Consider the following 24,192-nt stretch of genomic DNA (forward strand, 5'->3'; position numbering starts at 1 on the left):
TATAATAGAGTCTAACGATTTGGAAAAGGAAAGATCAGGTGATCGTATGCAAAATACCGTAAGCATCATGGGCGTCGCCTTTACGACGAGAAGTCTGGAGCAGACGATTGATACGATGCTGGACAGAATCACCGGCACCGCCGAGGCGAAAGCACCCCTATTCCACGTGATCACGGCGAATCCGGAAATTGTGATGACCGCCAGAGAGGACGAGCACATCCGTCGCATTCTTGGGCAAGCCGGCCTTGTTACGCCCGACGGCATCGGTATCGTGCTGGCCTCCCGGTGGATCGGCCAGCCGCTTCAGGGCCGGGTGACGGGCTTCGACATCTTGACCGGCCTCTTGGAAAAGGGCCTCAGCCAGCCCTTCTCCGTCTATCTCCTCGGCGGCGAAGAGGAGACAAGCCGCGAGGCGGCCGAGGTCATCCGTGCCCGCTACCCCGGAATCAAGGTCGCGGGACGGCACCACGGCTTCTTCGGCGAGGAAGAAGAGGCCCGCATCCTGGCGGAGATCGAAGAGCTACGTCCCGACCTGCTCGTCGTCGCGACCGGCGCGCCGCGCGCGGAGAAGTGGATCGATCGGCACCGCAGCCGGCTGCGGGTGAAGGCCGCGATCGGGGTCGGCGGCAGCCTGGACGTACTCGCCGGACGCGTCAAACGGGCACCGGTCCTGTGGCAGCGGATGAATCTGGAGTGGCTTTACCGCCTGCTCTCCCAGCCGTCGCGCTGGAGGAGACAGCTTGTGCTGCCGCAGTTCGCCTGGAAGGTGCTGACGGGGAAGGCCAAGTAACGAGGGCTACCAGGATAAACGGCTGCGCCGTCCTTGTCTTACAAGGACCAGCGCGTTTACCAAGGTTGATGCGAAGCTATAAGCTACGAAAACTTATAAATTCTTATCAACAAGCAAATCCCCGTTCCCTGTATACCGGGAACGGGGATTTGCTTGTTCAAGAACCGAGATGCTGCTCCAAAAATTTCAATAAGGCCTTATAGAAATCGGATTGATTTTCCTGTTTCCTAAACCCGTGCCCTTCATCGCTTTTGACCATATAGGGACTATCGATTCCCCGGGCGCGCAGCGCCATCACGATTTGGTCGGATTCCGCCTTCTTGATCCGCGGATCATTCATTCCCTGTACGATCATCAGCGGCACCTTGATCTGATCGGCGTGCATCAGCGGCGAGCTATCCTCCAGGAGCTTCTTATCCTGCTCGGGGTCCCCTATGCGCATGTACATCTCGGCACGGCCCACCTCCCAATAAGGAGGCAGCGAAGCGAGGAAAGTGAACAGATTGGACGGGCCTACGTAATCGATGCCTGCTGCATAAACGTCCGGAGTAAAGGTGACCCCGGCCAGCGCGGCGTAGCCTCCGTAAGAGGCGCCATAAATCGCAACCCGCTTCGAATCCGCAATGCCTTGGCCGATCAGCCACTGCACTCCGTCGGTAATATCGTCCTGCATGGACCTGCCCCACTGCTTATTCCCGGCGTTCAGGAACGCTTTGCCGTAACCGGTGGAGCCGCGGAAATTCATTTGAAGAACGGCATAACCGCGGTTAGCCAGCAACTGCACCTCGCTGTCAAACCCCCAGGAATCGCGCGCCCAAGGACCGCCGTGCGGCAGAACAACGACCGGCAGCTTCTTGGGGTCGGCCGATTTCGGCAAGGTAAGATAGCCGTGAATGAGCAATCCGTCCCGCGCCATGTAAGAGATCGGCTTCATATCGGAGAGCTGATTCTCGGGGAGCCAGGGACTGACATCCGCGAGCTTTTCCAGCTTATCCGTCTTGGGCTCGTAGAAATAATACGCCCCTCTGGTCTTATCTCCCCCGGTATGAATCAGCACTCTTTTTTCGTTGAAAGGATTGCCCAGAATCCCGAAGCTCGCCCCGGAAAGCTTGGCGCCGATCTTCTTATAGAGCTGCTCGTATTCACTGTCCATGAATTGGTATTGCACGCGATCCGTTTCATAAATGACGGCAAGAATAGCCCGTTTCTTGTAAGATACCTTAATATCCAGCACATCGGCCTGTGGGTTTTCATAAACGGTTTCCGTTATCTTCTTCTTCTCCGGATCAAATTTCACCAATGCTTTTTTGTCGCGCCCGATATCCGAGGCGGTGTAGATTTGACGATCGTCAAAAGCAAACATCAACGGCTGGAAGGTATCTCCCGCGTCGACGGTCAGCACCGTCTCGAATGGATCGGACTCCTTCTTCCGATACAGCACCTTGGTTTTCGCTCCGTCCGAGGCCAGCGCCAGCAGCACGTCCCCGTAGTTGTTCGTCATCCACCCCATATATTTCCCGGGATTCTGCTCGGCGAGCTGAAGCTCCCCCGTCTTGAAGTTCAGACGGTAAAGGTCCATCTCCTTCGGGTTCCGCTTATTCATGGCTACCAGCACTTCATTCTCGTGGCCGGGTTTGTAGTCGATGGAATCGACGAACTCCGTCCGCACCCCTTCAAATGGCGTCAGGTCCTTGTCCCCGGTTCCGTCTTTGTTCACGGCATGCACATGGTACTCTTCATTGCCGTTCGTATCCGTCATATATATCAGGGTTTCATCATTGATCCATGTGAACATGGTAACGTCTTGATTCGAGGATGAAGTAATCCGGCTCGATTTGTCTTCGCCTATGGTCTGAACCGAAATATTCAGCCGGCCCTCCCACGGCTCGAGTAAAGCGAGCTTCTTGCCGTCCGGAGAAACCTGGAAGCCGGTTTTGGCCGGGAGCTTCAGGAAATCGTCCAGCGGGATTTGATTCGATTTGCTCTCCCCAAGCACGGCGGCACGGTATAGGAACAGCGCCATCTGAGCGCGGGTCACACGATCCTTGGGCATAAATTCAAGCTGATTCGTCAAAAAATGCTGCTTGAGCTTCACGACATCCCGGTAATGCGCATCCGCAATAGCCGCCTCATCCTTAAGCCATACATTGATGCCGTTATCCTTCAGCCCGAAAGCCCGAACGAGCAAGCTGGCCATTTGCTCGCGAGTCAGCGTAGCGTCCGGCTCAAAGCGGCCCTGGTCGCCTTCGGCGATTTTCCGCTCCCTTAACGCGTTGACCGCCTTCGCATAAGGACTCGACGCCGGCACGTCCGAGAAGCCGCTTAAGGAGACGGGGTCCGCAAGCTTCAGCGCCTTGCTGAGCCATAAAGCCGCCTCACCGCGGGTAATCGGGGCATCCGGGCTGAAACGCCCTTCCGTATTCCCGCTGACAACCCCCTGTCGGCTCAGTTCACCGATCGCCTTTGCCGCGTAATGATCGGAGGGAATGTCGTCATACGATACTCCTTGCTCCGCCGCTGCCCCTAAAGCGGAAACGGGCGTACCAACCCAAACCGAGAATAATAGCGATACTGCCAAAATCCAATGACCAAGTGGACGAGACATAGGGTTCCTCCCTCGATATAAAAACAAGCTGGACCCATTATATCCCAGCCGGAACCAGGAATGACTAAAGATTTCACAAAGAATAAAGCTTCCCTCCGCCTTCACGGCATCAGGGATAGCTCGCAGGCCCCCCCTTCGGAAACCGATCTTCTCTCATCCTCGGAAGATTCCGGAAGGAAAAGCATGGGAATCCAAGCCGCCGATCAAAATCTAGTGCATAAAAAAATACATCGGCTCTTGCGCATGCTGCTGCGTCAAGAGCCGATGTTGGGATTTGTGCCAGCCTGTTACCGATAATAGATGCGGTACATCAAATAAACGGGTCGCGCGGATACCGCGGTCAATCGGGGCTGGCCAGCCGCGCTTCCTTCTTTTCCTCGTACCAGGGGTTAAGGTGAATGAGCACCTCGTCGACATCCGAATGGCTGTCCATAATCGTTTTCTTGATTTTGCGGGAAATATCGTGGCCCTGCTGTACCGTCAAATGGCCGGGAACGCTGATGCGGATATCGACCAGCACGTAATGTCCGTGCTCCCGGGCCCGCAGCCGGTCGATGCGCTTCACTTCAGGGACCGCTTTGACCAGCAGAGCGTATGCGGCAAGCGTATCCTGGCTGACCGTCCTTTCCATAAGCACGTCAAACGCTTCTTGTCCGATCTGGTAGGCTAATTTCAATACCAGGATCGAGACGATGATGCCCGCGAACGGATCGGCATAAGACAGGAAATGAATGCCGTACTTTTCCCCAAGCAGAGCCAGTCCGATGCCGCATACGGCCGCGAACGATGCGTAGACGTCGGCAAGGTGGTCGTACGCGGTCGCGATCAAACCCTTGCTTTTCGTTTCTTTGCCGACCCGGATGGTGTACATGTATAAGACCTGCTTCCAAACCAGCGATACGAAGGCCGCAATGAGTGCCAGGACGCTGGCCGGGGCCGGCTCCTCAAAGAAGGACAGGATCGCTTCATAAGCAATATACAGTGCGGCCATGGCCAGAATGAGCGCCACCAGTGCCGAGCTGATCACCTCCGCCTTGCCGTGGCCGTAAGGATGATCCTCATCCGCCGGGCGCTTTGAAATGCGCATGGAGGTCAGGGAGGCGACGGTGGCGACGACGTCCCCCGCATTGTGAATCCCGTCGGCCAAGAGCACCTGCGAGCCGAATAGAAACCCTACGACGATTTTGATCGCCGTCAGCACCAAATTGCTGATTAAGCTGATCCATACGGCCAGCATCGATGCGCTTGTTTTGTTAGACTTGCTCATAAATGATTACCCCCGCCAGAACTTTTTCCCCAAGGAAACAAAAACCCTCGACCGATTGCGGTCAAGGGTTGGGCTTTTTTTATTGACATTCCACTGCCGAGCTTCATTCGGATTCACCACACAGAAAGTAAGACATACTTAAATTATAGCACTTCCCGTCTCTCAGAGCAAAAGGCTATTGCCGCGGAAGCGTCACCTTCACGGCGGTCCCTTCGCCTACACGGCTCTCCGCCCGAATGCGTCCGCCATGCGCCTTCACGATCCAGGCGGCGATCGCCAGCCCGAGCCCCACTCCGCCGCTGGAGCGCGATCTTCCCTTATGCACCCGGTAGAAGCGGTCGAAAATATGCGGAAGGTCCTCGGAAGGAATGCCGATGCCCGTATCGGTCACGCCGATTTGCAGCTCCTGCGGAGTCTTCCGCACCTCCAGCCGGATCTCGCCCTCCGGCTTATTATATTTGAGCGCGTTATCGAGCAAAATGTACAGCAGCTGATTCAGCCGCTCTTCATCGCCGCGGAATGACGGATCTCCGTCGGTTAACTGCACGTCCCAAACGAGTGAGATCTCCCGCTTATCGGACAACAGCGAGAAGGCCATAACGGTCGATTCGACGGTCATCTTCAGGTCGAACGGCTGCCGCATAATTTCCAGCTGTCCCGAATCGTTGCGCGCAAGCACCAGCAAATCGTCGATGAGCCGGGTCATCCGGGACAGCTCCCGCTTCATATCGGTGAGCACCTTGCGGTGATATTCGGGCAGCGACGGCGGAGCCGAAAGCGGAAAAGTAAAAAAGACAGATAAAAAACCGTCCGTCCGGACGGTTTTTCGTTTATTCGTATAAAGCGCCGCCCGTCGACCCGTCAGGATATACGATGTACGTATAAATGGAACGGGTGCCGTCGCTACCTTTTTGCACATACCACAGATCATACCGGTCTACTTGCCCGTTCGGCGTCCACCGGATGAAGAGCTGTGCGTCGAGCGTTCCTTGGCGTAGTCCCGTTACGTCGCTATTCAACCCGCCGAACTGGTAATCGGACTTCGCTCCGAAGTCATACCGCGAAACCTGCTGCCTGGAGCTGTCGATCCAGGTGACGAAGGACGGATCCCCTAGTACCGCCTTGACATCCTTGCTCTCCATGCCCCGCTCCATCCGATATTTCACGGCCCATACCTTCTTCTCCGCATCCGGCGCATTCTTCGGTTCGGAAGCTACGGATACCTTCTTGTTCGCTGCATCATACAGCGCGCCGGCACCCAGGTTCTCCGCCATGAAGCGCAGCGGCACATACGTGTGTCCGTCATAGTTCAGCACGGCGTAACCGGACCCCAGATCCTTGGTGACACCGTTGAATTCGATTTGGACCGGAAACAGCACCGCCCTTATGTCGTCCGCCGCATAGATCGTCGTTGTCCCGGCTAGTAGGGCTCCGAAGAGCGCGCCTAACACAAACCTCTTCATTTCCGGCATCTTCTCCCTCGCCAATCAAGTTAGTGTGTCGTCTTTCATTATACTAGGGTTTGAAAGCGATTGGCATGTAAAAAAATCCCAAGGAAGAAGACTGCCCCGCTTCGTTACGCTCCCCCGGTTTGCCCCTCTCGCCCGGATACCGGAACCGCCTCATCGCGGCGCGAGCCGTCCTCCTTCAGCGTAAACTTCCGAAGACCGCCGTTCCCGTCCGGATAATAGATCACCGCTTCGCGAAAAATAAGCTCCTTGCGGTCGCAATCCAGGAAAGCCTGATAGTTCAGCTTGCCGCTCAGCAGCCCGGCTATATCGACGCCGTCGAACTTCTCCCCGGCCGCTTCCTCCTCCGCCGCCCTCTCCTTCGGATCGGCAAGCCCGTCATAGCGCCAAACCCGGTCCCCCGTCTCCCCGCCTAGCACGACCGCGGTCGGATTGCCGAAGCGCGCCCGGATCAGATTGCGTTCCATGCCCGGCTGCAGCTTATCCATCATCCAGCGGTACTCGGGCTTCAGGAAGTTCAACATCTTCGTCTCGTTGTCGTATTGGACGGTAAAGCCGGCCAGCTCCGCCAGATCGTTGATCGGGAGATACCAGCGGTTAATGTAGAAGACCGGCGCGTGCTTCAGAGTCACCGGCCGTCCGGCCATGTAAACCCTGGCATAGCCCGTATAGAGCTTCACCTGCTCCTGCCGGGAGGGCATCACCCGGACGCGGTCGGTGACGCCCTTCACAAGAGTGCTTGGCGTCAGCCAAACGCCGTAATTCTCCCAAGTCCGATCGACCAGGCCCGCCGCTTCTTCAACAGGTAAATAATTAATGCCGTCTACATTTAACGGGATGGAAGATATCGGCTGCACATTCCCGTTCCACTGCACGTTCAGCTCCGGATTGAACCAACCCTCGGCTTCCTTCACGGTGTAGCCCAGATTCGCGTTGCCCTTCGCCGGTTCCTTCACGAACTTGGGAGCCCCTTGGACAAAATACGTCCTCATGCGTTCATTGCGCTCCAGCCTGACGCCTAACACGTCCGTCAGCACGCCCTCCGGCATCAGCAGGCCTTGGTCCGAGGCTTCCGCCGCTTCCTTCAGCTCATATGCCGTTCCGTCCCAACCGGCTGAAGCTTCCCCGCTGCGCAGCTTCAGCACCCTCGCACCGTAGGCCGCGCTGAGCTCCCCTTCCTTGCCCGTGTCCACGGCAAAGCCCAGCTCCTCCAAAATCTCCTTCGCCGGAAGACGGCCCATCGGGATTTCCCGCTGCATGAAAACGTTCGTCCCGTTCACTTCATACGTGACGGGCTTCTTGCCGTACGGTCCGTGCGGGAGCGCCACGCCTTCCATCGTGCCGTCCGCAAATTCCACCACGCCGTTAATCACGCTGCCGCCCCGTCCCTCCATCGGGGGATAGACGTACAGATAGTTCTCCAGAAAACGTTGGAGCGTTTCGCCTTCCAGCTTCCGGGTCTCTGCTGCATACGCAGCGGCCCCGAGCTTGCCCCCGAGCCGTTCGATTTGCTTGTCGGTCGCTCCCTTGGCCTTGAGGAACGGCGCAGGATCGGATACGGGGGCGGCGTTTCCGGCGGTTTCCGCGCTTGCGGAAGATGCGCCCCATACAGTGAAAGCCAATACGGTCAGTAGCCAAATCTTCTTCATGTTTATTACCTCCTCTATACATCAGTCATCTTAAGTAATAAACACCGTTTTCTGGAAAAAAGTTGCGCAGAGCAGCCAAATTTTTGATTTGCGGTTTCAGCAATTTTGTTTTGAATATTTATTCATAAAAATGTATAATTATAAAAACCATTCAAACTGAGGTGAGGTTCATGAGCCGGATAGTGTTCGTCGATGGTCAAGAAGGGACCACCGGGTTGAAAATTAACGACTATTTAGCTAAACGGTCTGAAATCGAGATTCTGCGGATCGATCCCGCTGCAAGAAAAGACCCCGTAGTGCGCGGCAAGCTTTTGAACGAAGCCGATCTTGTTTTTCTATGTCTGCCCGACAACGCCGCCAAGGAATCCGTATCTCTCGTCCGCAACCCGAGGACCAAATTCATCAACACCAGTTCGGCTTTCCGAACGGATAAGGACTGGGTTTACGGCTTGCCCGAGCTCCACCCGGCCCAACGCGATCTGATTCGAGGAGCCTCTCGCGTTTTCGTACCCGGCTGCCACGCTACAGGGTTTATTCTCAGTATCAGACCCCTGACGGAGCAAGGCATCGTTCCGGAGGATTACCCCGCTGTCTGCCATTCGATTTCGGGCTATAGCGGAGGAGGAAGAGCCAAGATCGGGCTGTACGAGGACCCGGCCGTAAATCGTGAAAAACATCTGCATATCCCAAGGCATTATGCGCTTCATCAGCCTCATAAGCATCTTCCCGAAATGCAGTTTTATTCCGGACTTGCGTTCAAGCCCCTGTTTACGCCGGTTATAGCCGATTACGCCCAAGGTCTGGTAATGTCGGTTCCGCTTCTTAACCGAAATTTGAACCGCAGCGTATCCGCCAAGGAAGTTCATAACGTCTTGTCCTATTATTACGATTCCGAGTCTTTCGTTCGGGTCATGCCGTTCGATTCGGAAGCTTATCTTGACGAGGGCTACTTTAAGATTGCGGAATGCAACGGTACGAATCGCATCGAGATCTTCGTATTCGGACAGGGCGATCACATACATATCTTATCGAGATATGATAATTTGGGGAAAGGCGCATCCGGCGCCGCCATCCAGAATATGAACCTGATGCTGGGCTTTGACGAGGCATATGGCTTAATTTAAAGGAATATACGGGACTTAGAATTTTTAGATAATATGACATTTCCACATGCCCGCATCTTCCTGCTGCTGGCGCTTTCGTTCTCCAGCAGCTACGATACGATCAAGGACTGGTACGACAAGTACGGCGCTCCGCAAGTCGTGCTGAACAAATAAACCGGCGCTGCATGTGAAGCCGATCTCCGGGCCGCCGAGCAGCTGTCGGCTTATATCCGGGAGCATAACGAGGAGGACATCCGCCTCGAGATGTGCTGCAAGTCGCTCGGTCTCCCCGTCACCCTCGGCAAGCAAGCCTTGAAGGAAGTGTACGTTACGACCTTCTCGGACTTCCTGCTCGCGAGCCGGATCGATAAGGCGCGAGAATGGCTGAAGGCCACCGACATGAGCGTCGAGGAGATGGCGCAGCGGCTGCAGTACAGAAATGCGCAGAACTTCTCGCGCACGTTCAAGAAAGCGGCGGGCCTCCCGGCCAATACCTCAAGGAAGCCCGGGGCGAAGCGTAGCCGTACCCAAAAAAGGACCCGCATCAACGGGATGCGGGTCTAAAGGTATATATTAAAAAGGGGGTCTTAAGATCAGTATAGCCCGGTTATGTTAAAACCAGATGAAAATTAGATTTCATTTTCATTACAAAATGGACAGGATCACACCCGCTCCAGCGGTTCATGCGGCTCCGGCGGCCATTCCGCGCGGATCGCATCCCCCGGACGTACCTCGCCGCCGGCAAGCACAATGCCCATGATCCCGGCCTTGCGGATCAGACGCCCTTGCTCGTCGCGCCCCAGCACCGCAGCCATCAGCCCCGGCTGGAACCGGTCCAGCTGGGAGCACGGATTGCGCAGCCCCGTCACTTCCACTACGGCCTCGGGGCCCAGATATAATCGGGTGCCGCGGGGCAGCCCCAAGAGATCGATGCCCCGTGTCGTCACGTTCTCGCCCATTTCCCCTGCTGCTACATGGAAGCCCTGCGCCTGCAGCTCGTCATGAAGCTCCGCATGAATCAGATGCACCTGCCGCAGGTTCGGCTGCGCCGGGTCCTGCGCCACCCGTGACCGGTGCTTCACCGTTACGCCCGCATGCGCGTCGCCCTCGACGCCCAGTCCGGCCAACAGCCGGATGCCGGCCTGATTCGGCTTGCCGAACGTATGCGCCGCGCTGCAGCTTACAGCCTGCACCGTTCCATGAATCGGATCCCCGTTGTTCATGACATCACACTCCTTTTAATACTACATATACACCTTTAATGGAGTGTTGGGAAGAGCCGGTCCCTCGGCGCCGTACGGCTTATTTTTGAAGCCACTCGCACGTATCCGCACAGGAACACAAAGCTTGTTTCACCGAGCACCAGGAGCGCTTGGCGTAGAAGATCGGCAGCTCCTGCTCCTTCGCCTGCTGCTTGATTACCTTGGTCAAGTTATGATTGACGTAATCCGTCAGTACGAGCACGGCATCCACCTTGTCGGGAATCCCTTTGCGGACCGCCTGGCATTTCCGCCCGGACATATGCATGACCTCGTCGAATCCGATTCCCGCCAAATGCTCCGGCATATTGCCCAAATGATCCGCACCTACTACCAATATCGACGGCACCCGAGCCGCCCTCCTTCCGTTCACCTGAATCATGGATTTTTCTGCCGCTGTGTCCGAGCTTGGGCCATGTGACCTTCCGCCCATCGATGCATGCTGAGTGGATGCTCTTTCCGAGTTGATTGAGCTGCGAAACGGCAAGCCGCGTTTCTGCGTTTACTGCTCATTATTGAGAATAGTTCTCATACTTGTATATTATGATAATGATTCTCATTACCAATGTCAAGCGCACGGAGCGGGAGGCTTTCCGTGTTCCGGTGGTTCACCCCAAGAATGAGAGCTTGGCCCCACCTTGAACTACCAATATTCGACAACACAGGGGAGCGGATTATGCTAGGATAGACTTGCCCGGCAGCTTCGGGGCTCTGCCTGCGACATTTCACAATAAAACAAAGGAGTGGAGAGCGATGCCGATTCATTATGGCGTGCTGAAAGCAAAGCTTGTTGACCGCCTGCGGGGAACTGCGGACAATCCGCATTACCAGATCCACGCGATGGCGGAGGATGTGCATTACCGCATTGCCGTCAATGTCAAGTCGCAGCTTCGTCCGTACGACCTGCTTTATTGCGCGATCGAGCATTTTGCACATGAGGAGACGCAGGGACTCAGCGGGCTGCCTTACGGGTATACCCCGCTGGACAGCAGGCCGGGAGGGCTTGCACTCGATTATATCCGGAGCAATTTGTTCGATCCGTCATCCATGGTGCCTCTGCCCTTCGAGCAGCCGGGGGCGGATAATGATCTGAACGAGAAGATGGACTATTATCTCGGCAAAGCCGCCGCTTCTCCGGACGCGGAGCTATATGCTTTTGGCGATTGCTGGGGCCCGGAGGATAACGTGCCGGACAAGGTGTTCGGCTTCCGGCCGGGACGAGGCGTGCACGACATTCATATGAATCAGGGGAATGAGGGCAAGTTCCGCAAAGACGACGGCGTCTATCAGGATGGGGCGCTGCTGCTCCGCTTCCCGTCCGAGAACCGTTGGATCGGCGTTTTCCTGGCCTTCCAGTCGCAGAGCTGGCACACCGATGACGTGACGGGTCACGCCATCGCTGGAGCACCGCCGGGACGGCCTGCCGGTCCGAAGCAGCCGTCGGCCGCCGGCGACAAGCCCGATCCGCAGCAGCCGGACCGTACGCCGGCGGCGATCTATGTGGCCGGCGCCGTCGTGCAGCCGGCGGAGACGACGGGTCAAGAGAGCGTCACGCTGGTGAATGCGGGAGACCGCACCGTCGACTTGGACGGCTGGTCCTTGGCCAACAAGTCGAAGAAGAAGCAGCGGCTTAGCGGAACGATCGAGCCGGGACAATTCCTTACGATCGGGCTGGTGCGCAGCAGCGGCGGACAAGATTTTCTCGCCAATCAGGGGGACTTGATTACGCTGCTCGATGCCGCTGGACTGAAAGTGCACGGCGTCTCCTATACTCGCAGCCAAGTAAAGCCGGGATGGACGGTATTGTTCTGACTTCATAGGGCAAAGCGCGGCTCCCGCACCATGACGGGAGCCGCGCTTTGATGTTTTTGTCAGCCTGTAATGTAGCCGATGCCCTTCCACACGAAATAAGCCATGACGCCGTTAAGCACCAGAAGCCCCGGAATGCCGATCACAAAGCTCGGATGCTTCGTCTTATGTCGCCAGACCCACATGCCGAGCCATGCGCCAAGCGCGCCGCCCAGGGCCGAATAACCGAACAACCGCTTCTCCGGCACTCTTCGCTCCTTCCGGCGGGCTCTTCCCTTATCGTAGCCCATGAGCGCAAAGGTAAAGAGGTTCATTCCGACCAAGTACAGAATCCATAATTTCAATGGAACGATTCCTTTCCTAAAAAAATGATCTTGCTGCAATCATCTATGAGCTGAAGTTAAGGGCGCCTTTTTGCAGCAGACGGATTCGCTGCTCGACGAACTGCTTCTCGGCCCGGATGACGGCCCGCCGGTGGCGGTCGTGCCGGAGCAAGCCCCGCACTTCGCTCTTCAGCTCGTTCAAACGTGTTTCCAGGTCCATGAGTTCTCGTGAAACGGCTTCTTGCGCCGTAGCTGGCATGGCCGCAGGCTTGACCCGATTCTCGTACGGCATCGTTATCCCCTCGCGCTTCTGTTCTATGAATCTATCAATGCTACTATCATAATGGTTCGTTTCCTCCCTTCGCAAGCGTCATTGAAAGGATAGCAGTTTACGTAGCGCCGATACCGACGGCATCCGCTCTCGAACGCCCGTTCATTCTCACATTCGACAATAAAATACTTGTAAGACCCGCCGAAGCATGGTATGATACTGCTTGTCCCTGTTTTTGAGAAGGACATGATCAATGTGGAGCCGTGGTGTAGAGGCCTAACATGCCTGCCTGTCACGCAGGAGACCGCGGGTTCGAATCCCGTCGGCTCCGCCATGATTTACTTCCTGTAAGGGATGAGAACCCATAGGGTTCGTCGAAGCATCAGCTTCGTTAGCATAAGAACGAACCTATAGATTGAAATTCACCGAGCAGGACGTCGTCCTTGCTCTTTTTTGTATACCCAGCGAGGTGATCGACGATGATCCGCGGAAGATTCGCCCCGACGCCGTCGGGGCTGCTCCATCTCGGCAACGCCTACACGGCCCTGCTGTCCTGGCTGCAAATCCGTCAGGCGGGCGGGCAATTCGTCATGCGCATGGAAGATATCGACAAGCCGAGGTCCCGTCCGGAATATGCTTTGCAGATCATGGACGACCTGCGCTGGCTCGGGATCGATTGGGATGAAGGGCCGGATGTCGGAGGCCCTTACGCCCCATACACGCAAAGCGAGCGGCTGAAGCTGTACGAGGATGCGCTCGAACGGCTGCGGCGGGAAGGCCGCCTGTATCCGTGCTACTGCAGCAGGGCCGAGCTGCACTCCATCGCCAGCGCGCCGCACGGCCTCTCTTCCGAGGGGCCGGTTTATACGGGCCGCTGCCGCAAGCTCACGGCACAGGAACGGGCGGCGCGCGAAGCAGTCAAAGCGCCCTCCCTTCGGTTCGCCCTGCCGAACCACGGCCTATCATTTACCGACGGCATCCAAGGGCCGCAAAAGCTCCCGGCAGGTTACGGCGGAGATTTCGTCGTCCGGCGGGCCGACGGCATTCTCTGCTACCAGCTGGCCGTGGTCGTCGATGACGCCGCCATGGGCATCACCGATGTGCTCCGCGGTGCGGACCTGCTGGACTCCACGCCCCGCCAGCTATTGCTGTTTGAGGCGCTGCAGCTTCAGCCGCCCCGCTACACCCACGTGCCGCTGCTTTTCGGCCCGGACGGCGAACGCTTGTCCAAGCGCCGGGAGGCCGTCACGGTAGCCGGAATCCGCGCAGCCGGTACGCCGCCCGAAGCCGTCATCGGGCGATTGGCTTACTGGGCCGGCCTGACGGACCGCCCCGAACCATTGAAGGCGGCTGAGCTCATCTCCAGGTTCGAGCTCAGCCGGGTCGCAACCTCCGGAATCCGTGTCAGCAGCGACTCGCTTCAAGCCTTATTCGGCACCAGCCCGGCCGATGCGAACAGGGAGGAAGGGAGCTCGCCGGCAAGCTAGCTCCTTCCTCCCTGTTCGTCTCTATGTCCTAATGCGGTCCGGCAGTCGTATATTCCGTCCCGCAGGGCCCTGCATCCGTGTTGTCCTCGATAGCAACGGGCGCTCCTTCCCGGGTGAACATCGGCTTGTAATACTTCCCTGCCTTGGACGTCGAGGCGCCGGCGTAATGGCAGATGAACGCGCGCCGGAACCGGTCCGCCGAAGTATTCGGATAAGAGCCGTGAATCACGCTGCCGTTAAAGAAGAGCACGTCCCCCGGCTGCAGCGCGACCGGTACGGGCCTCAGCCCTTCCGGCACGTTCACTTCCTCGCGGGTGAACGATACGGCCGGATCCGACGGATGGGGACATTGGATGTCTCCGAGCTGCGACTCGGGCACAAGAAACAGCCCGCCGTTCTCCTCGTCGGCCGCGTCAATAGCCGTCCAGGCGGCGATGCAGGTGCCGGGCTCCACCTTCAAATAGAAATTGTCCTGATGCAACGCCTGCCCCTTGGCCCCCGGAGGCTTGTAATAGAACATACTCTGCGCCGCCAGCGCCTCCTCGCCGAATAGGTCCTCCAAGATGTCCATCACCGTCGGATGAATCAAATAGCGGAACGCCATGGCGCTGAACCTGTGCGGATGCATGACTCGGGGATACATGCGAAGGATATCCCCTCCCGCCTCCGCTTCGCCGACCGGATGAAAGTACCCGGGTACCGGCTCCCCTTTTGCCTGCAAATCCATGAAATAGCGCTTGATCTCCTCGACTAGCTCCCGCCGGAAAATGTCTTTGATGACCAGAAAACCTTCTCGGTCAAACTGCTGCTTCTGCTCCTCAGAAAGAACTTTGAGCCCCCATGTCATGAAACCGCCTCCTTACGCCTATAATATCGTGCTATGATGATTTTATTGTAGATAAAGCCATCACCGGGAGGAATTAACAATATGGCCGATGACCTTAACAATTCTGCTGTATCTCAGGAGGATGCCGCCCCGCCGCCCGGCCTTCTGATTTGCGATCATTTCCGTAGAAAGAGTGATTACCGGGTATTCCGACCTAACGGTACGCGGGACTGGCTGCTGGCGTATACACTGTCGGGAGAAGGACGCTTCCGCACAGCAGGCGATGCAGCGGAGCATATATGCCGCGCCGGCGATTTCCGGCTGCTGAAGCCCGGAACCATGCACGATTACGCGACGGGAGACGGAGGCGAATGGGAATTTCTGTGGACGCATTTCGTTCCTCCTGCGAGCTGGATGCCTCTCCTGTTGTGGAGGGAAACGACGCCGGGGCTGCTGGAGCACGATGTTGAGCCCGGAACGGAGGCGGAAGTACGGATTCGCGCGACATTCGGCCGCATGATTGCGGATAGCCGGGGACTATCGCCACTCGGGGAACGGCTCGCCATGAATGCGTTGGAGGAAATTCTGCTGCTGCTTGCCCAGCGAACGGAGAAAGGTGAGCGCCGGGAGCTTGATAGCCGGGTGGAACAGGTGCTGCGGGTGCTGGAGCAGGATTTGACGGCGAAGCATACGGTGGACGGGCTGGCCGCCCGGGTCCATCTATCTTCTTCGCGCCTCGCCCACTTGTTCAAGAAACAGACGGGCGACTCTCTGCTTGAGACATACCTGAAGATGAGGCTTCGCCACGCTTCCCGCCTGCTTCTCTATACGGACCGCCCCATCGCCGAAATTGCCGGAGATACGGGCTTTCCGAATCCATTCTACTTCAGCGAGCAGTTTACCGCCTTCTTCGGCTGCAGCCCCACCGCATACCGGGCGAGATTCGGACCAAGCCGGCCTCCTTCAAATTGAGCTTGTCACACAATTGAAACTTGATTTTCAGGTTCTCTTAAGGTTTGGGAACTATACTGTGTTCATGACCCCTTTTGATATATACCTTGATAGACCTGCAGCCCCCCGGCTTCGGGTCTCTTTTTTTATGCGGGCTTCAATCCCTGAATCTAACGAATTTCTAACACGCCGCTAAAATATTTCAAATAAAGCTTTGCTATCCTGTACATATGACAAGCCTGCTCAAAGTGCAAGGAAGGACGGAGGTACCGTGAGATGGAAAACAAATTCCCGATAGGGTTCTTGATCGGCCTCTTGATCAGCATTCCGCTATGGATATCCGCGATCGGTTGGGTACGGCTTATTGCTTCCGGCTTTGGTTTCGTTGTCCACGGGCGTTCCTTATAACGAATGGTGCCTTGAATCGGCCGTACGAATAAGAGGCAGCGGCGTAATTCCCGGGCCGAAGCCTTATGCAATCCCTTGTAATCAATTTGTAATGTTCCGTTGATCTGACTTTAACAATGCTTGTTTATACTATAGGAGAAGACCCCCCTTTGTTATATACAATTGAAAGGCCCGCATCTTTCGGATGCGGGCCTCTTTTTGATCTGATACAATGGACACGAGATTCGTTGATACCGGAGGAGATGCTGGAATGAAGCCAAAAATTACCGTAGTCGGCAGCTTGAATATGGATATTGTCGTAACGATGGAACGTATGCCTCTAGCGGGGGAAACGGTGTCCGGCCGGGATGTGCGGTATATGCCGGGCGGCAAAGGCGCGAACCAGGCGGTCGGCTGCGCCCGGCTCGGCGCGGAGGTCGCACATATCGGCGCGGTGGGGGACGATGTCTTCGGCCGCCAAATCGCGGACAAATTCAGCTCGCTCGGTCTGCGTACCGAAGGCCTCGCCGTGCTGGCCGGCGAGCCTACGGGCATAGCGAGCATTTACCACACGCCGGAGGACAACTGCATCGCGGTTGTCCCTGGAGCAAACGCCGCCTGCACACCGGATTACGTGGAGCGGCACGCCGAAGCGATCCGCGCAGCCCGGCTCCTGCTCGTGCAGCTGGAGATCCCGCTGCCGGCCGTGCAGCGCGCGCTGGAGTTGGCGCGCGAAGCCGGGGTCGTCACGGTGCTGAATCCCGCGCCGGCGCAGCCCTTGTCCCGCGAGCTTCTGTCGCTCGCGGACTGGGTGACGCCGAACGAAACCGAGTTCGCGGCGCTCTCGGGCTCCGCTCCGCAGACGGAAACGGAGTGGCAGGCCGCCCTGCAGCGCTATCAGGCGGAGCACGGCCCGGCCGTGCTCGTTACTCGCGGCGCGAAGGGCTGCTCGTACCTCGCCGCGGACGGTACGCTGCGCACGGTCCCGGCTCCGGTCGTGAACGTAGTGGACACGACCGGAGCCGGGGACGCGCTGAATGCGGCGTTCGGTTTCGGCCTCGCCTCGGGGTGGAGCGTGGAGGAGGCCGCCGCTTTTGCCGTGAAAGCCGCCTCCCTGTCCGTTACCCGCTTCGGCGCGCAGGAAGGGATGCCAAGCTATGATGAAGTGATGGCCGGCGGGACATACTAAATAAGGTTTATGCAAAAGATACCGGAAGCGGGAAGCAGACCGGTATCTTTTTTTAAGGCAACGTCAGACCGAACCGCTTCAGCTCGATGAAGATGCTCTCCAGCTGCTTTCCTTTGTCCGTAATTGTATATTCCACGCGCGGCGGGACCTCCGGGTATACCATGCGTTCGATCAAGCCTTGCTCTTCCAGCTGCTTGAGGCGCAGCGACAAGGTTTTGGGGCTGATGCCTTCCATCGATTTTAACAAATCGCTGAACCGCAGCGTCCCGTCGATCAGCAGATCGCGGAGAATAAGGAACGTCCATTTGGTTCCGATGACGTCAATGGTCTTTTCGATCGGGCATATTTCACCCGGGGTGCCTTTCGTTAATTTCAGCGGCTCTAGGGTATCCAAAAGAAAATCAGCTTCTTTCGCAAGTTCATTTTCACAGCAATCATCCTAAGTATAGCGCAAAGCTTCCCTTTCGGAAACAAGGTGAACTGAAAATCACTACTTCCCAACAGGAACTAAGGTTGCTAAAATAGGAACTGTAAAGAAAATAAATACAGATCAAAAAGGAGAGAAAAGCATGCCACATTTATCTTCCCCTTTTAAATTGCTCAACCTGGAGCTTAAAAACCGCATCGTTATGCCTCCGATGTGTCAATATTCGGTGGAAGCGAAGGACGGAATCCCTAACGAATGGCATTACGTCCACTACGTTTCGCGCGCCGTCGGCGGCAGCGGGCTGATCATTATGGAAATGACGGACGTCGAGCCGGACGGCCGCATCTCGGATTACGACCTCGGCTTGTGGTCGGATGCTCACATCCCGGCGTTCAAACGCATTATTTCCGAAGTGCAAAAATACGGCTCCCGCATCGGCATCCAAATCGCCCATGCCGGACGCAAGGCGGAGGACGCCGCCGTCCCTGTCGGCCCTTCCGACATTCCGGTCAGCGATCAATTCAAAAAGCCTAGACCGCTAACGACCGAAGAGGTGCAGGCGATGGTCGTCAAATTCCAGGACGCCGCGCGCCGAGCCGTCGAGGCCGGCGTAGATACGATCGAGCTTCACGGGGCGCACGGCTACCTGATCCACCAATTCCATTCACCGGCCATCAACAACCGGACGGACGCGTACGGCGAAGACTTGTCCCGCTTCGGCGTCGAAGTGATCCAGGCGGTCAAAAGCGTCATGCCGGCGGGCATGCCGCTTATTATGCGAATCTCCGCGGTCGAGTATATCGACGGAGGCTACGATCTGGCGCACAGCATCGAAATCGGACGCAAGTATAAAGAGGCCGGCGTCGACATCTTCCACGTGAGCAGCGGCGGCGAAGGTCCTGCCGGCGCAAGGAAGCCGGGCAATTATCCGGGCTATCAGGTACCGATGGCCCGAGCCTTTAAGGAGGCGCTGCAGGTACCGGTCATCGCCGTCGGCATGCTGGAGGACGCCAAGCTGGCGGAAGCGACCGTAGCGAACGAGGATGCCGATCTCGTGGCCGTCGCCCGCGGCATGCTGCGCGATCCGTATTGGGCCACTCACGCCATTCAAGCCGTAAGCCGCGAGAAGGTGAATGTGCCGAAGCAGTATGAAAGGGCCTATTGATCCGTAACATGTCCTTACTGCATTCAGCCCGGTTCCCACTGGCGCTGATCGCACTTGATCAGCGCGCTCGCGAACGGCAAGCCGGAGGAGCCTGCCTCTCGGCGGAATCGTCATCGACAGCCGCTTCGGACTTGGCTGGCTTCCTCTCGCAGCTCCGCTAATTACGCTTGGCGGCTGGCCAATCCCCTGATCAACTGGCCGCTTCGCCGCCGGCAAAGCGGCCGGCAAGCTGCCAACCTGTTGGCTTCAGCCCGCATTACTCGCCTTCCCGGTGAGAAATGCGGGCTGTTTTTAATACCCATGTATTTACAATGTCCGTCCCATCTCGCAAGATAGAGCTATCCAAGTTGTCCATAAAAGATCGATAAGGAGTGAGCGGCATGCCGGTCATTGCGCTTCTGCGCGGTATCAACGTCAGCGGTAAAAACATGATTAAGATGGACCGGTTAAAGGCGTTGTTTGAAGCGCTGGGCTACCGGGAGGTACGAACGTACATCCAAAGCGGCAATGTGGTATTTGATACGGACGCTCCGGCGTCGGCCGTTGCGGATGCGGTAGAGCGAAGGATCCGGGAGGAGCTCAGTTATAACGTGAAAGTGCTCGTGAGAACTTCCCGGGAGCTGGAGGAGATCGCAGCCCGGAACCCTTTTGGCGCGGCAGACGCTTCTGAGGGCGAGCCTCCCTACGTTACTTTCCTGTTCGGAGAACCTTCCCCGGAAGCGTTAGCGAAGCTGGAAGCATCCCGTCGGGGCGATGACGAGGTTCGCGTCTTGGGCCGGGAGGCTTACGTGCTGTGCCGGAACGGCTACGGCAAGACGCCGCTGTCCAACAGCTTTCTCGAGAAGAAGCTGGACGTGTACGCCACGACGCGGAATTGGAAGACGATCCATGCCTTGATCGAGATGAGCCGAAGTTAACCGTGAGCATGCCGCGGCCCGGTTTCAAGGTTGGACGGTGCTTATGGTATAGTGAAGGCAGGATTCGATTTGTTCAGTAAAGGAGACTGTAACCGATGACCTCCCCGATTAATGCGTATTTAGCCCAGGAGCGCGACCGCCATCTGGCGGAGCTGATGGAATTCGTCCGCATCCCGAGCGTGAGCGCCAGCACTGAGCATAAGCCGGACATGGCCCGCGCGGCCGAATGGCTGGCGGCGCAGCTGAGGCAAGCGGGACTCGAGAACGTCCAGGTGCTTCCGACCGCAGGCCACCCGGTCGTGTACGGCGACTGGCTGCATGCGCCCGGCCAGCCGACGGCGCTCATTTACGGCCACTACGACGTGCAGCCGGCCGATCCGCTGGAGCAATGGACCAGCGAGCCGTTCGAGCCCGTCATCCGGGACGGCAAGCTGTACGGCCGCGGGGCGACGGACGATAAAGCTCAGCTGTACACCCACGTGAAGACCGTCGAGGCTTTCCTGCAGACGCAGGGGAAGCTCCCGGTAAACGTCAAGTTCTGCATCGAAGGCGAGGAGGAGATCGCCAGCCCCAGCCTTCCGGCGTTCCTGGAAAAGCAAGCTGAGCTGCTGAAGGCGGACGCGATCGTCATCTCAGACGGGCCGATGCACGACGAGGGCGTGCCCTCGATTTGCTACGGTCTTCGCGGCCTGTGCGGCTTCCAGCTCGACGTGCAAGGTCCGAAGAACGACCTGCACTCGGGCCTGTACGGCGGCGGCGTTGCAAACCCCGCCACCGCGCTGGTGGAGCTGCTATCCTCCATGCGGAACGCCGAAGGCCATATTACGATCGAAGACTTCTATGAAGGCGTGAATGTATTATCCCAGACGGAACGGGAGGCGTTTCGCGAGCTGAGCCTGGACGACGTCAAGCTCGCAGGCGAGCTGGCGGTGCCGGAGCTGACCGGCGAGGCGGGGTACTCGTTCCTCGAACGGACGACGGCACGGCCCACGCTCGAAGTGAACGGCATTTACGGCGGGTATCAGGGCGAAGGCCTGAAGCCGATCGTCCCTTCGGCAGCGTCCGCCAAGCTGTCCTGCCGGCTCGTCGATCAGCAGGACCCGGACCGGATCATGCAGGCGATCGAGCGGCATATCGCGAAGCACAAGCCGGCAGGCGTCACGGTAAAGGTACAGCAAACCCACCGCGGCAAGCCGTTCTACATTTCGCCGGAGCACCCTTACATTCAGGCGGCAGCGGCGGCCTATGAGACCGGCTTCGGGAAGATGCCCGTCTATATCCGCAGCGGCGGTTCCATCCCGATCGTGGAGGTATTCTCCCGCGTGCTCGGAGCGCCCGTGGTCATGATGGACTTCGGCCTGCCCGGCGAAAATATGCATGCCCCCAACGAGCATTTTCACTTGGAAAATTTCGATAAGGGCATTGCGACGCTGGTGCAATATTGGCAGGAGCTGAGCCAGCTGCAGAAGTAGCAAATAAAAGAGCCAAAAAACTTTTCACTATGTGCAAAAGAACCTTCAGACCACTATAACAGTGGAAGCTGAAGGTTCTTTTGGATCGGGATTATAATAGCATGGGATGAATTTACCCCGGATATTAATTGCGATAAGCCTGCGGCTATTCCGTCCGCGGACCCGCCTTTCTTACCGCCTCGGGTGCATCCGGGAACTTCTCGAAGTTCCGGCTGAAGCGTTCCGCAAGCTCGCGGGCCTTCGCATCGTAAGCGGCATGATCGGCCCAAGTGCGGCTCGGCTGCAGCACCTCGCTCGGAACCCCTTCTACCGCCTCCGGCACGGCGAGGCCGAATACCGGGTCCGCGCTGAAGGCGCTTCGCTCGATGGAGCCGTTGATAGCCGCCGTCACCATCGCGCGGGTGTAGGCCAGCTTCATCCGCTGCCCGACTCCATAAGGTCCGCCGGACCAGCCGGTGTTCACGAGATACACGCGTACGCGGTGCTCCTCGATCTTGCGGCCCAGCATGTCTGCATACACACTCGGTCTAAGCGGCAGGAACGGCGAGCCGAAGCAAGCGGAGAAGGTCGATTCCGGCTCCGTGACGCCACGCTCCGTTCCGGCCAGCTTGGACGTGTAGCCCGAGAGGAAATGATACATCGCCTGCTCCTTCGTCAGACGGGCGATCGGCGGCAGCACGCCCGAGGCGTCCGCCGTCAAGAATATGATCACCTTCGGATGTCCGCCTATGCCCGGAATGAGTGCGCCCGGGATATAATCCACCGGATACGCCGCGCGCGTATTCTCCGTCAGCGAGCCGTCGTTGTAATCGGCTTCCCCCGTTGTCGGGTCCAACACCACATTCTCCAGCACGGAGCCGAAGCGGATGGCGTTCCAAATCTGCGGCTCCTTCGCTTCGGACAGGCCGATGCACTTGGCATAGCAGCCGCCCTCGAAGTTGAAGACGCCGCGCTTCGACCAGCCGTGCTCGTCGTCCCCAATCAGGCTGCGTTCCGGATCGGCGGACAAGGTTGTTTTGCCGGTGCCTGATAATCCGAAGAACAAAGCTACGTCCCCGTCGGCTCCGGCATTGGCGGAGCAGTGCATCGGCAGGACGCCGCGCATCGGCAGCAGGTAGTTCAGCACGCTGAAGATCGATTTCTTCATCTCGCCGGCATATTCGGTGCCGCCGATCAGTACGATTTGCCGCTCGAACGAAATAATAATGAATGTCTCCGACTGCGTTCCATCCGACGCGGGATCCGCCTTCAGCCCGGGGAGCGCATAAACCGTGAACTGCGGCCGGTGTGCGGCCAGTTCCGCCGCATCCGGACGAATAAACAGTTGACGGACGAACAGATTATGCCAGGCGTACTCGTTCACCACGCGAATCGGCAGCCGGTATTCGTCGTCCGCTCCCGCGAACCCGTCAAAGACGAACAGCTCGCGGTCCTGCATATATTGAAGTGCTTTCCGGTACAAGCTGTCGAACTGCGCTTCGGAGATCGGCTGATTAACGGGCCCCCAGGCCACATGCTCCGACACGGAGGCTTCCCGCACAATATATTTATCCTTGGGAGAACGCCCCGTGAATTTCCCCGTCGTCGCGCGGAACGCCTGAGCGGAGGACAGAACGCCCTCGCGTCGGCTCAAGGCCAGCCGGACTAATTCGTCAGCGGATAAATTCAGATGGACCGTTCCCGTCGTAACCAAACTATGCGGGGCTTGCATCACATCGCGTTCATGGATCATGCAGTTCATCCCTTTCTTCGTAAACGTCTAATTAGTATGTAACATATATTTTAATAATGCGCAATAATTTGTTCATATTGTTCATAACAACGTCATAATTTTACTCATCTACCTACTATAAGCTACGAAAACTTATAATTCTTATCAACCAAAAAAGCCCATCTCCTGCAGCAGCAGGAAATGAGCTTCTTCGGTCATTCTAGCGTTTCAATACCTATGCACTTCGTTTATCTCCAGCACCTTCAGCGCTTCATTCCCCTGGTTTCAGCTTCCCGGCACATAACCGTTATTCCGCATGAATCCAGTTCACGCCCTTCTCCGCCAAGTACTGCTCCCACTCTTTGGGCACCGGGAAATCGCTGATGATGAGGTCGATTTCCTTGAGGTCGGCGATTTTATAGAACTGCACTTCCCCGAACTTGGAATGGTCGGACAGCACGATGCTCTGCTTGGAGTGCTCGATGAGCTTCCGGGCCAGCTGCCCCCGCTCCGCGTCAAAGCCGGTGATGCCCTTGCCCATCATGATGCCGTCGATCGAGATAAACGCTTTGTCGGCGTAGAACGTTTCGATCATCTTCTCCGCTATGGCACCGGATACCCGGGAATGCTTGCTGTTCACCTTGCCGCCGATGAAATAGATTTCCCCCGAGAACAAATCCTTATTCTGGTAGTCGATGAGCAGGTACAGCACAGGCACGGATACGGTCAGCACGGTGATGTTCTTCTTGCCGAGCAGGTAATGGATCATCTGCTGGGTGGTCGTCCCGTCATCGACGAAGATGACGTCATTGTCCTCCACGAGCGAAGCCGCCGCGCGCCCGATGCGCCGCTTCTCCTCGGCTCTCGTGATCTCCCGCTTGAAATGGGCGGGCTCCTCACGGGCCAGATTGATTTTGACGGCGCCGCCGTACACCCGCTTCAGCTTGTTCTCCGCCTCCAGCTCCTCCAGGTAACGCCGGATCGTTTCCGAGGATACCTTGAGCTTGTCCACCAGGTCTACAGTTCTGACTTTTCCTTCCAGATTCAACATATTAAGGATGAGATCCTTACGTTCCTCGCCGATTAATGACACTTCAGAGGATCCTCCTCCATGA

Annotated in this window: 24 protein-coding genes, 1 tRNA gene and 1 pseudogene; 13 read left to right on the forward strand and 13 right to left on the reverse strand. The window is 57.3% G+C overall.

Translation table 11 applies throughout. The features are described 5' to 3' along the window. Positions 1-46 precede the first annotated feature (46 nt). Positions 47-790, forward strand: coding sequence for a WecB/TagA/CpsF family glycosyltransferase (locus O9H85_RS25525; RefSeq protein WP_269884243.1), 744 nt, complete (start codon positions 47-49; stop codon positions 788-790). A 157-nt stretch (positions 791-947) separates the two neighbouring features. Here the strand turns inward: O9H85_RS25525 and O9H85_RS25530 are convergent, their stop codons facing one another. From O9H85_RS25530 to O9H85_RS25550, 5 genes are all read right to left on the reverse strand, one after another. Then, positions 948-3,395, reverse strand: coding sequence for a S9 family peptidase (locus O9H85_RS25530; RefSeq protein WP_269884244.1), 2,448 nt, complete (start codon positions 3,393-3,395; stop codon positions 948-950). 340 nt (positions 3,396-3,735) lie between these two features. Next, positions 3,736-4,662 (reverse strand): cation diffusion facilitator family transporter, encoded by a 927-nt coding sequence (locus O9H85_RS25535; RefSeq protein WP_269884245.1) that lies wholly within the window; start codon positions 4,660-4,662, stop codon positions 3,736-3,738. A 175-nt stretch (positions 4,663-4,837) separates the two neighbouring features. Continuing rightward, positions 4,838-5,581, reverse strand: coding sequence for a sensor histidine kinase (locus O9H85_RS25540; protein ID WP_269884246.1), 744 nt, complete (start codon positions 5,579-5,581; stop codon positions 4,838-4,840). Then, positions 5,493-6,125, reverse strand: a complete 633-nt coding sequence (locus tag O9H85_RS25545; protein WP_269884247.1) for a stalk domain-containing protein — start codon at positions 6,123-6,125, stop codon at positions 5,493-5,495. The genes O9H85_RS25540 and O9H85_RS25545 overlap by 89 nt, the downstream gene beginning before the upstream one ends. 113 nt (positions 6,126-6,238) lie before the next feature. Further along, entirely contained in the window at positions 6,239-7,780 is a 1,542-nt protein-coding gene (locus tag O9H85_RS25550) for a stalk domain-containing protein (RefSeq protein WP_269884248.1), read from the reverse strand. 170 nt (positions 7,781-7,950) lie between these two features. On the opposite strand from O9H85_RS25550, the gene argC reads away from it, so the two are divergent. Both argC and O9H85_RS25560 read left to right on the forward strand, forming a co-directional pair. Next, on the forward strand, positions 7,951-8,904 hold the full coding sequence (gene argC / locus O9H85_RS25555; RefSeq protein WP_269884249.1) for an N-acetyl-gamma-glutamyl-phosphate reductase: 954 nt from the start codon (positions 7,951-7,953) through the stop codon (positions 8,902-8,904). A gap of 243 nt (positions 8,905-9,147) precedes the next feature. Then, positions 9,148-9,447, forward strand: coding sequence for a helix-turn-helix domain-containing protein (locus O9H85_RS25560; protein ID WP_269884250.1), 300 nt, complete (start codon positions 9,148-9,150; stop codon positions 9,445-9,447). Positions 9,448-9,545: 98 nt separating this feature from the next. Here the strand turns inward: O9H85_RS25560 and O9H85_RS25565 are convergent, their stop codons facing one another. Continuing rightward, positions 9,546-10,106, reverse strand: coding sequence for an MOSC domain-containing protein (locus tag O9H85_RS25565; protein ID WP_269884251.1), 561 nt, complete (start codon positions 10,104-10,106; stop codon positions 9,546-9,548). 79 nt (positions 10,107-10,185) lie between these two features. Beyond that, a complete protein-coding gene (locus O9H85_RS25570) occupies positions 10,186-10,491 on the reverse strand; it encodes a DUF2325 domain-containing protein (RefSeq protein ID WP_269884252.1) in 306 nt (101 codons plus the stop codon). Positions 10,492-10,895: 404 nt separating this feature from the next. Here O9H85_RS25570 and O9H85_RS25575 point away from each other — a divergent pair. Together O9H85_RS25575 and O9H85_RS25580 are read left to right on the forward strand one after the other, a co-directional pair. Next, positions 10,896-11,537: pseudogene (locus O9H85_RS25575) on the forward strand (DUF2278 family protein); the annotation flags it as partial. A gap of 105 nt (positions 11,538-11,642) precedes the next feature. Continuing rightward, positions 11,643-11,954, forward strand: a complete 312-nt coding sequence (locus O9H85_RS25580) for a lamin tail domain-containing protein (protein WP_333474269.1) — start codon at positions 11,643-11,645, stop codon at positions 11,952-11,954. 59 nt (positions 11,955-12,013) lie between these two features. On the opposite strand, the gene O9H85_RS25585 is transcribed toward O9H85_RS25580, so the two are convergent. Together O9H85_RS25585 and O9H85_RS25590 are read right to left on the reverse strand one after the other, a co-directional pair. Continuing rightward, a complete protein-coding gene (locus tag O9H85_RS25585) occupies positions 12,014-12,295 on the reverse strand; it encodes a DUF1294 domain-containing protein (protein WP_269884253.1) in 282 nt (93 codons plus the stop codon). A gap of 43 nt (positions 12,296-12,338) precedes the next feature. Next, positions 12,339-12,566, reverse strand: coding sequence for a hypothetical protein (locus O9H85_RS25590; RefSeq protein WP_269884254.1), 228 nt, complete (start codon positions 12,564-12,566; stop codon positions 12,339-12,341). A gap of 236 nt (positions 12,567-12,802) precedes the next feature. Here O9H85_RS25590 and O9H85_RS25595 point away from each other — a divergent pair. Next, positions 12,803-12,879 (forward strand) — tRNA-Asp (locus tag O9H85_RS25595). 145 nt (positions 12,880-13,024) lie between these two features. Next, on the forward strand, positions 13,025-14,032 hold the full coding sequence (gene gluQRS / locus O9H85_RS25600; RefSeq protein WP_269884255.1) for a tRNA glutamyl-Q(34) synthetase GluQRS: 1,008 nt from the start codon (positions 13,025-13,027) through the stop codon (positions 14,030-14,032). A 28-nt stretch (positions 14,033-14,060) separates the two neighbouring features. Here the strand turns inward: gluQRS and O9H85_RS25605 are convergent, their stop codons facing one another. After that, positions 14,061-14,879: a phytanoyl-CoA dioxygenase family protein gene (locus O9H85_RS25605; RefSeq protein ID WP_269884256.1), complete on the reverse strand. Its 819-nt coding sequence runs from the start codon at positions 14,877-14,879 to the stop codon at positions 14,061-14,063. An 81-nt stretch (positions 14,880-14,960) separates the two neighbouring features. Here O9H85_RS25605 and O9H85_RS25610 point away from each other — a divergent pair, with 81 nt between their 5' ends. The 3 genes from O9H85_RS25610 (at position 14,961) to rbsK (ending at position 17,385) form a co-directional block, all read left to right on the forward strand. Continuing rightward, positions 14,961-15,830 carry a helix-turn-helix domain-containing protein gene (locus tag O9H85_RS25610; protein WP_269884257.1) on the forward strand — a complete coding sequence of 290 codons (870 nt, stop codon included), beginning with the start codon at positions 14,961-14,963 and terminating at the stop codon, positions 15,828-15,830. 255 nt (positions 15,831-16,085) lie between these two features. Beyond that, positions 16,086-16,217 carry a hypothetical protein gene (locus tag O9H85_RS25615; protein ID WP_269884258.1) on the forward strand — a complete coding sequence of 44 codons (132 nt, stop codon included), beginning with the start codon at positions 16,086-16,088 and terminating at the stop codon, positions 16,215-16,217. A gap of 250 nt (positions 16,218-16,467) precedes the next feature. Then, positions 16,468-17,385 (forward strand): ribokinase, encoded by a 918-nt coding sequence (gene rbsK, locus O9H85_RS25620; protein WP_269884259.1) that lies wholly within the window; start codon positions 16,468-16,470, stop codon positions 17,383-17,385. A gap of 52 nt (positions 17,386-17,437) precedes the next feature. Here rbsK and O9H85_RS25625 read toward each other — a convergent pair whose 3' ends face one another. Beyond that, positions 17,438-17,779: a winged helix-turn-helix transcriptional regulator gene (locus O9H85_RS25625; protein WP_269884260.1), complete on the reverse strand. Its 342-nt coding sequence runs from the start codon at positions 17,777-17,779 to the stop codon at positions 17,438-17,440. A gap of 175 nt (positions 17,780-17,954) precedes the next feature. Between O9H85_RS25625 and O9H85_RS25630 the strand changes: the two genes are divergently transcribed. The 3 genes from O9H85_RS25630 (at position 17,955) to O9H85_RS25640 (ending at position 21,366) form a co-directional block, all read left to right on the forward strand. Continuing rightward, complete coding sequence (locus O9H85_RS25630; RefSeq protein ID WP_269884261.1) at positions 17,955-18,977, forward strand: NADH:flavin oxidoreductase/NADH oxidase; 1,023 nt, start codon at positions 17,955-17,957, stop codon at positions 18,975-18,977. 380 nt (positions 18,978-19,357) lie between these two features. Beyond that, the gene (locus O9H85_RS25635) at positions 19,358-19,894 is read left to right on the forward strand and encodes a DUF1697 domain-containing protein (protein ID WP_269884262.1); all 537 of its coding nucleotides are present in this window, start codon (positions 19,358-19,360) and stop codon (positions 19,892-19,894) included. A 95-nt stretch (positions 19,895-19,989) separates the two neighbouring features. Continuing rightward, a complete protein-coding gene (locus O9H85_RS25640) occupies positions 19,990-21,366 on the forward strand; it encodes a dipeptidase (RefSeq protein WP_269884263.1) in 1,377 nt (458 codons plus the stop codon). A 145-nt stretch (positions 21,367-21,511) separates the two neighbouring features. Here the strand turns inward: O9H85_RS25640 and pckA are convergent, their stop codons facing one another. Together pckA and O9H85_RS25650 are read right to left on the reverse strand one after the other, a co-directional pair. Next, entirely contained in the window at positions 21,512-23,098 is a 1,587-nt protein-coding gene (gene pckA / locus O9H85_RS25645) for a phosphoenolpyruvate carboxykinase (ATP) (protein WP_269884264.1), read from the reverse strand. A gap of 286 nt (positions 23,099-23,384) precedes the next feature. Then, positions 23,385-24,170, reverse strand: a complete 786-nt coding sequence (locus tag O9H85_RS25650) for a DeoR/GlpR family DNA-binding transcription regulator (RefSeq protein ID WP_269884265.1) — start codon at positions 24,168-24,170, stop codon at positions 23,385-23,387. Positions 24,171-24,192 lie beyond the last annotated feature (22 nt).

The organism is Paenibacillus gyeongsangnamensis, assembly GCF_027533625.1.
Lineage (GTDB): Bacteria > Bacillota > Bacilli > Paenibacillales > NBRC-103111 > Paenibacillus_G > Paenibacillus_G gyeongsangnamensis.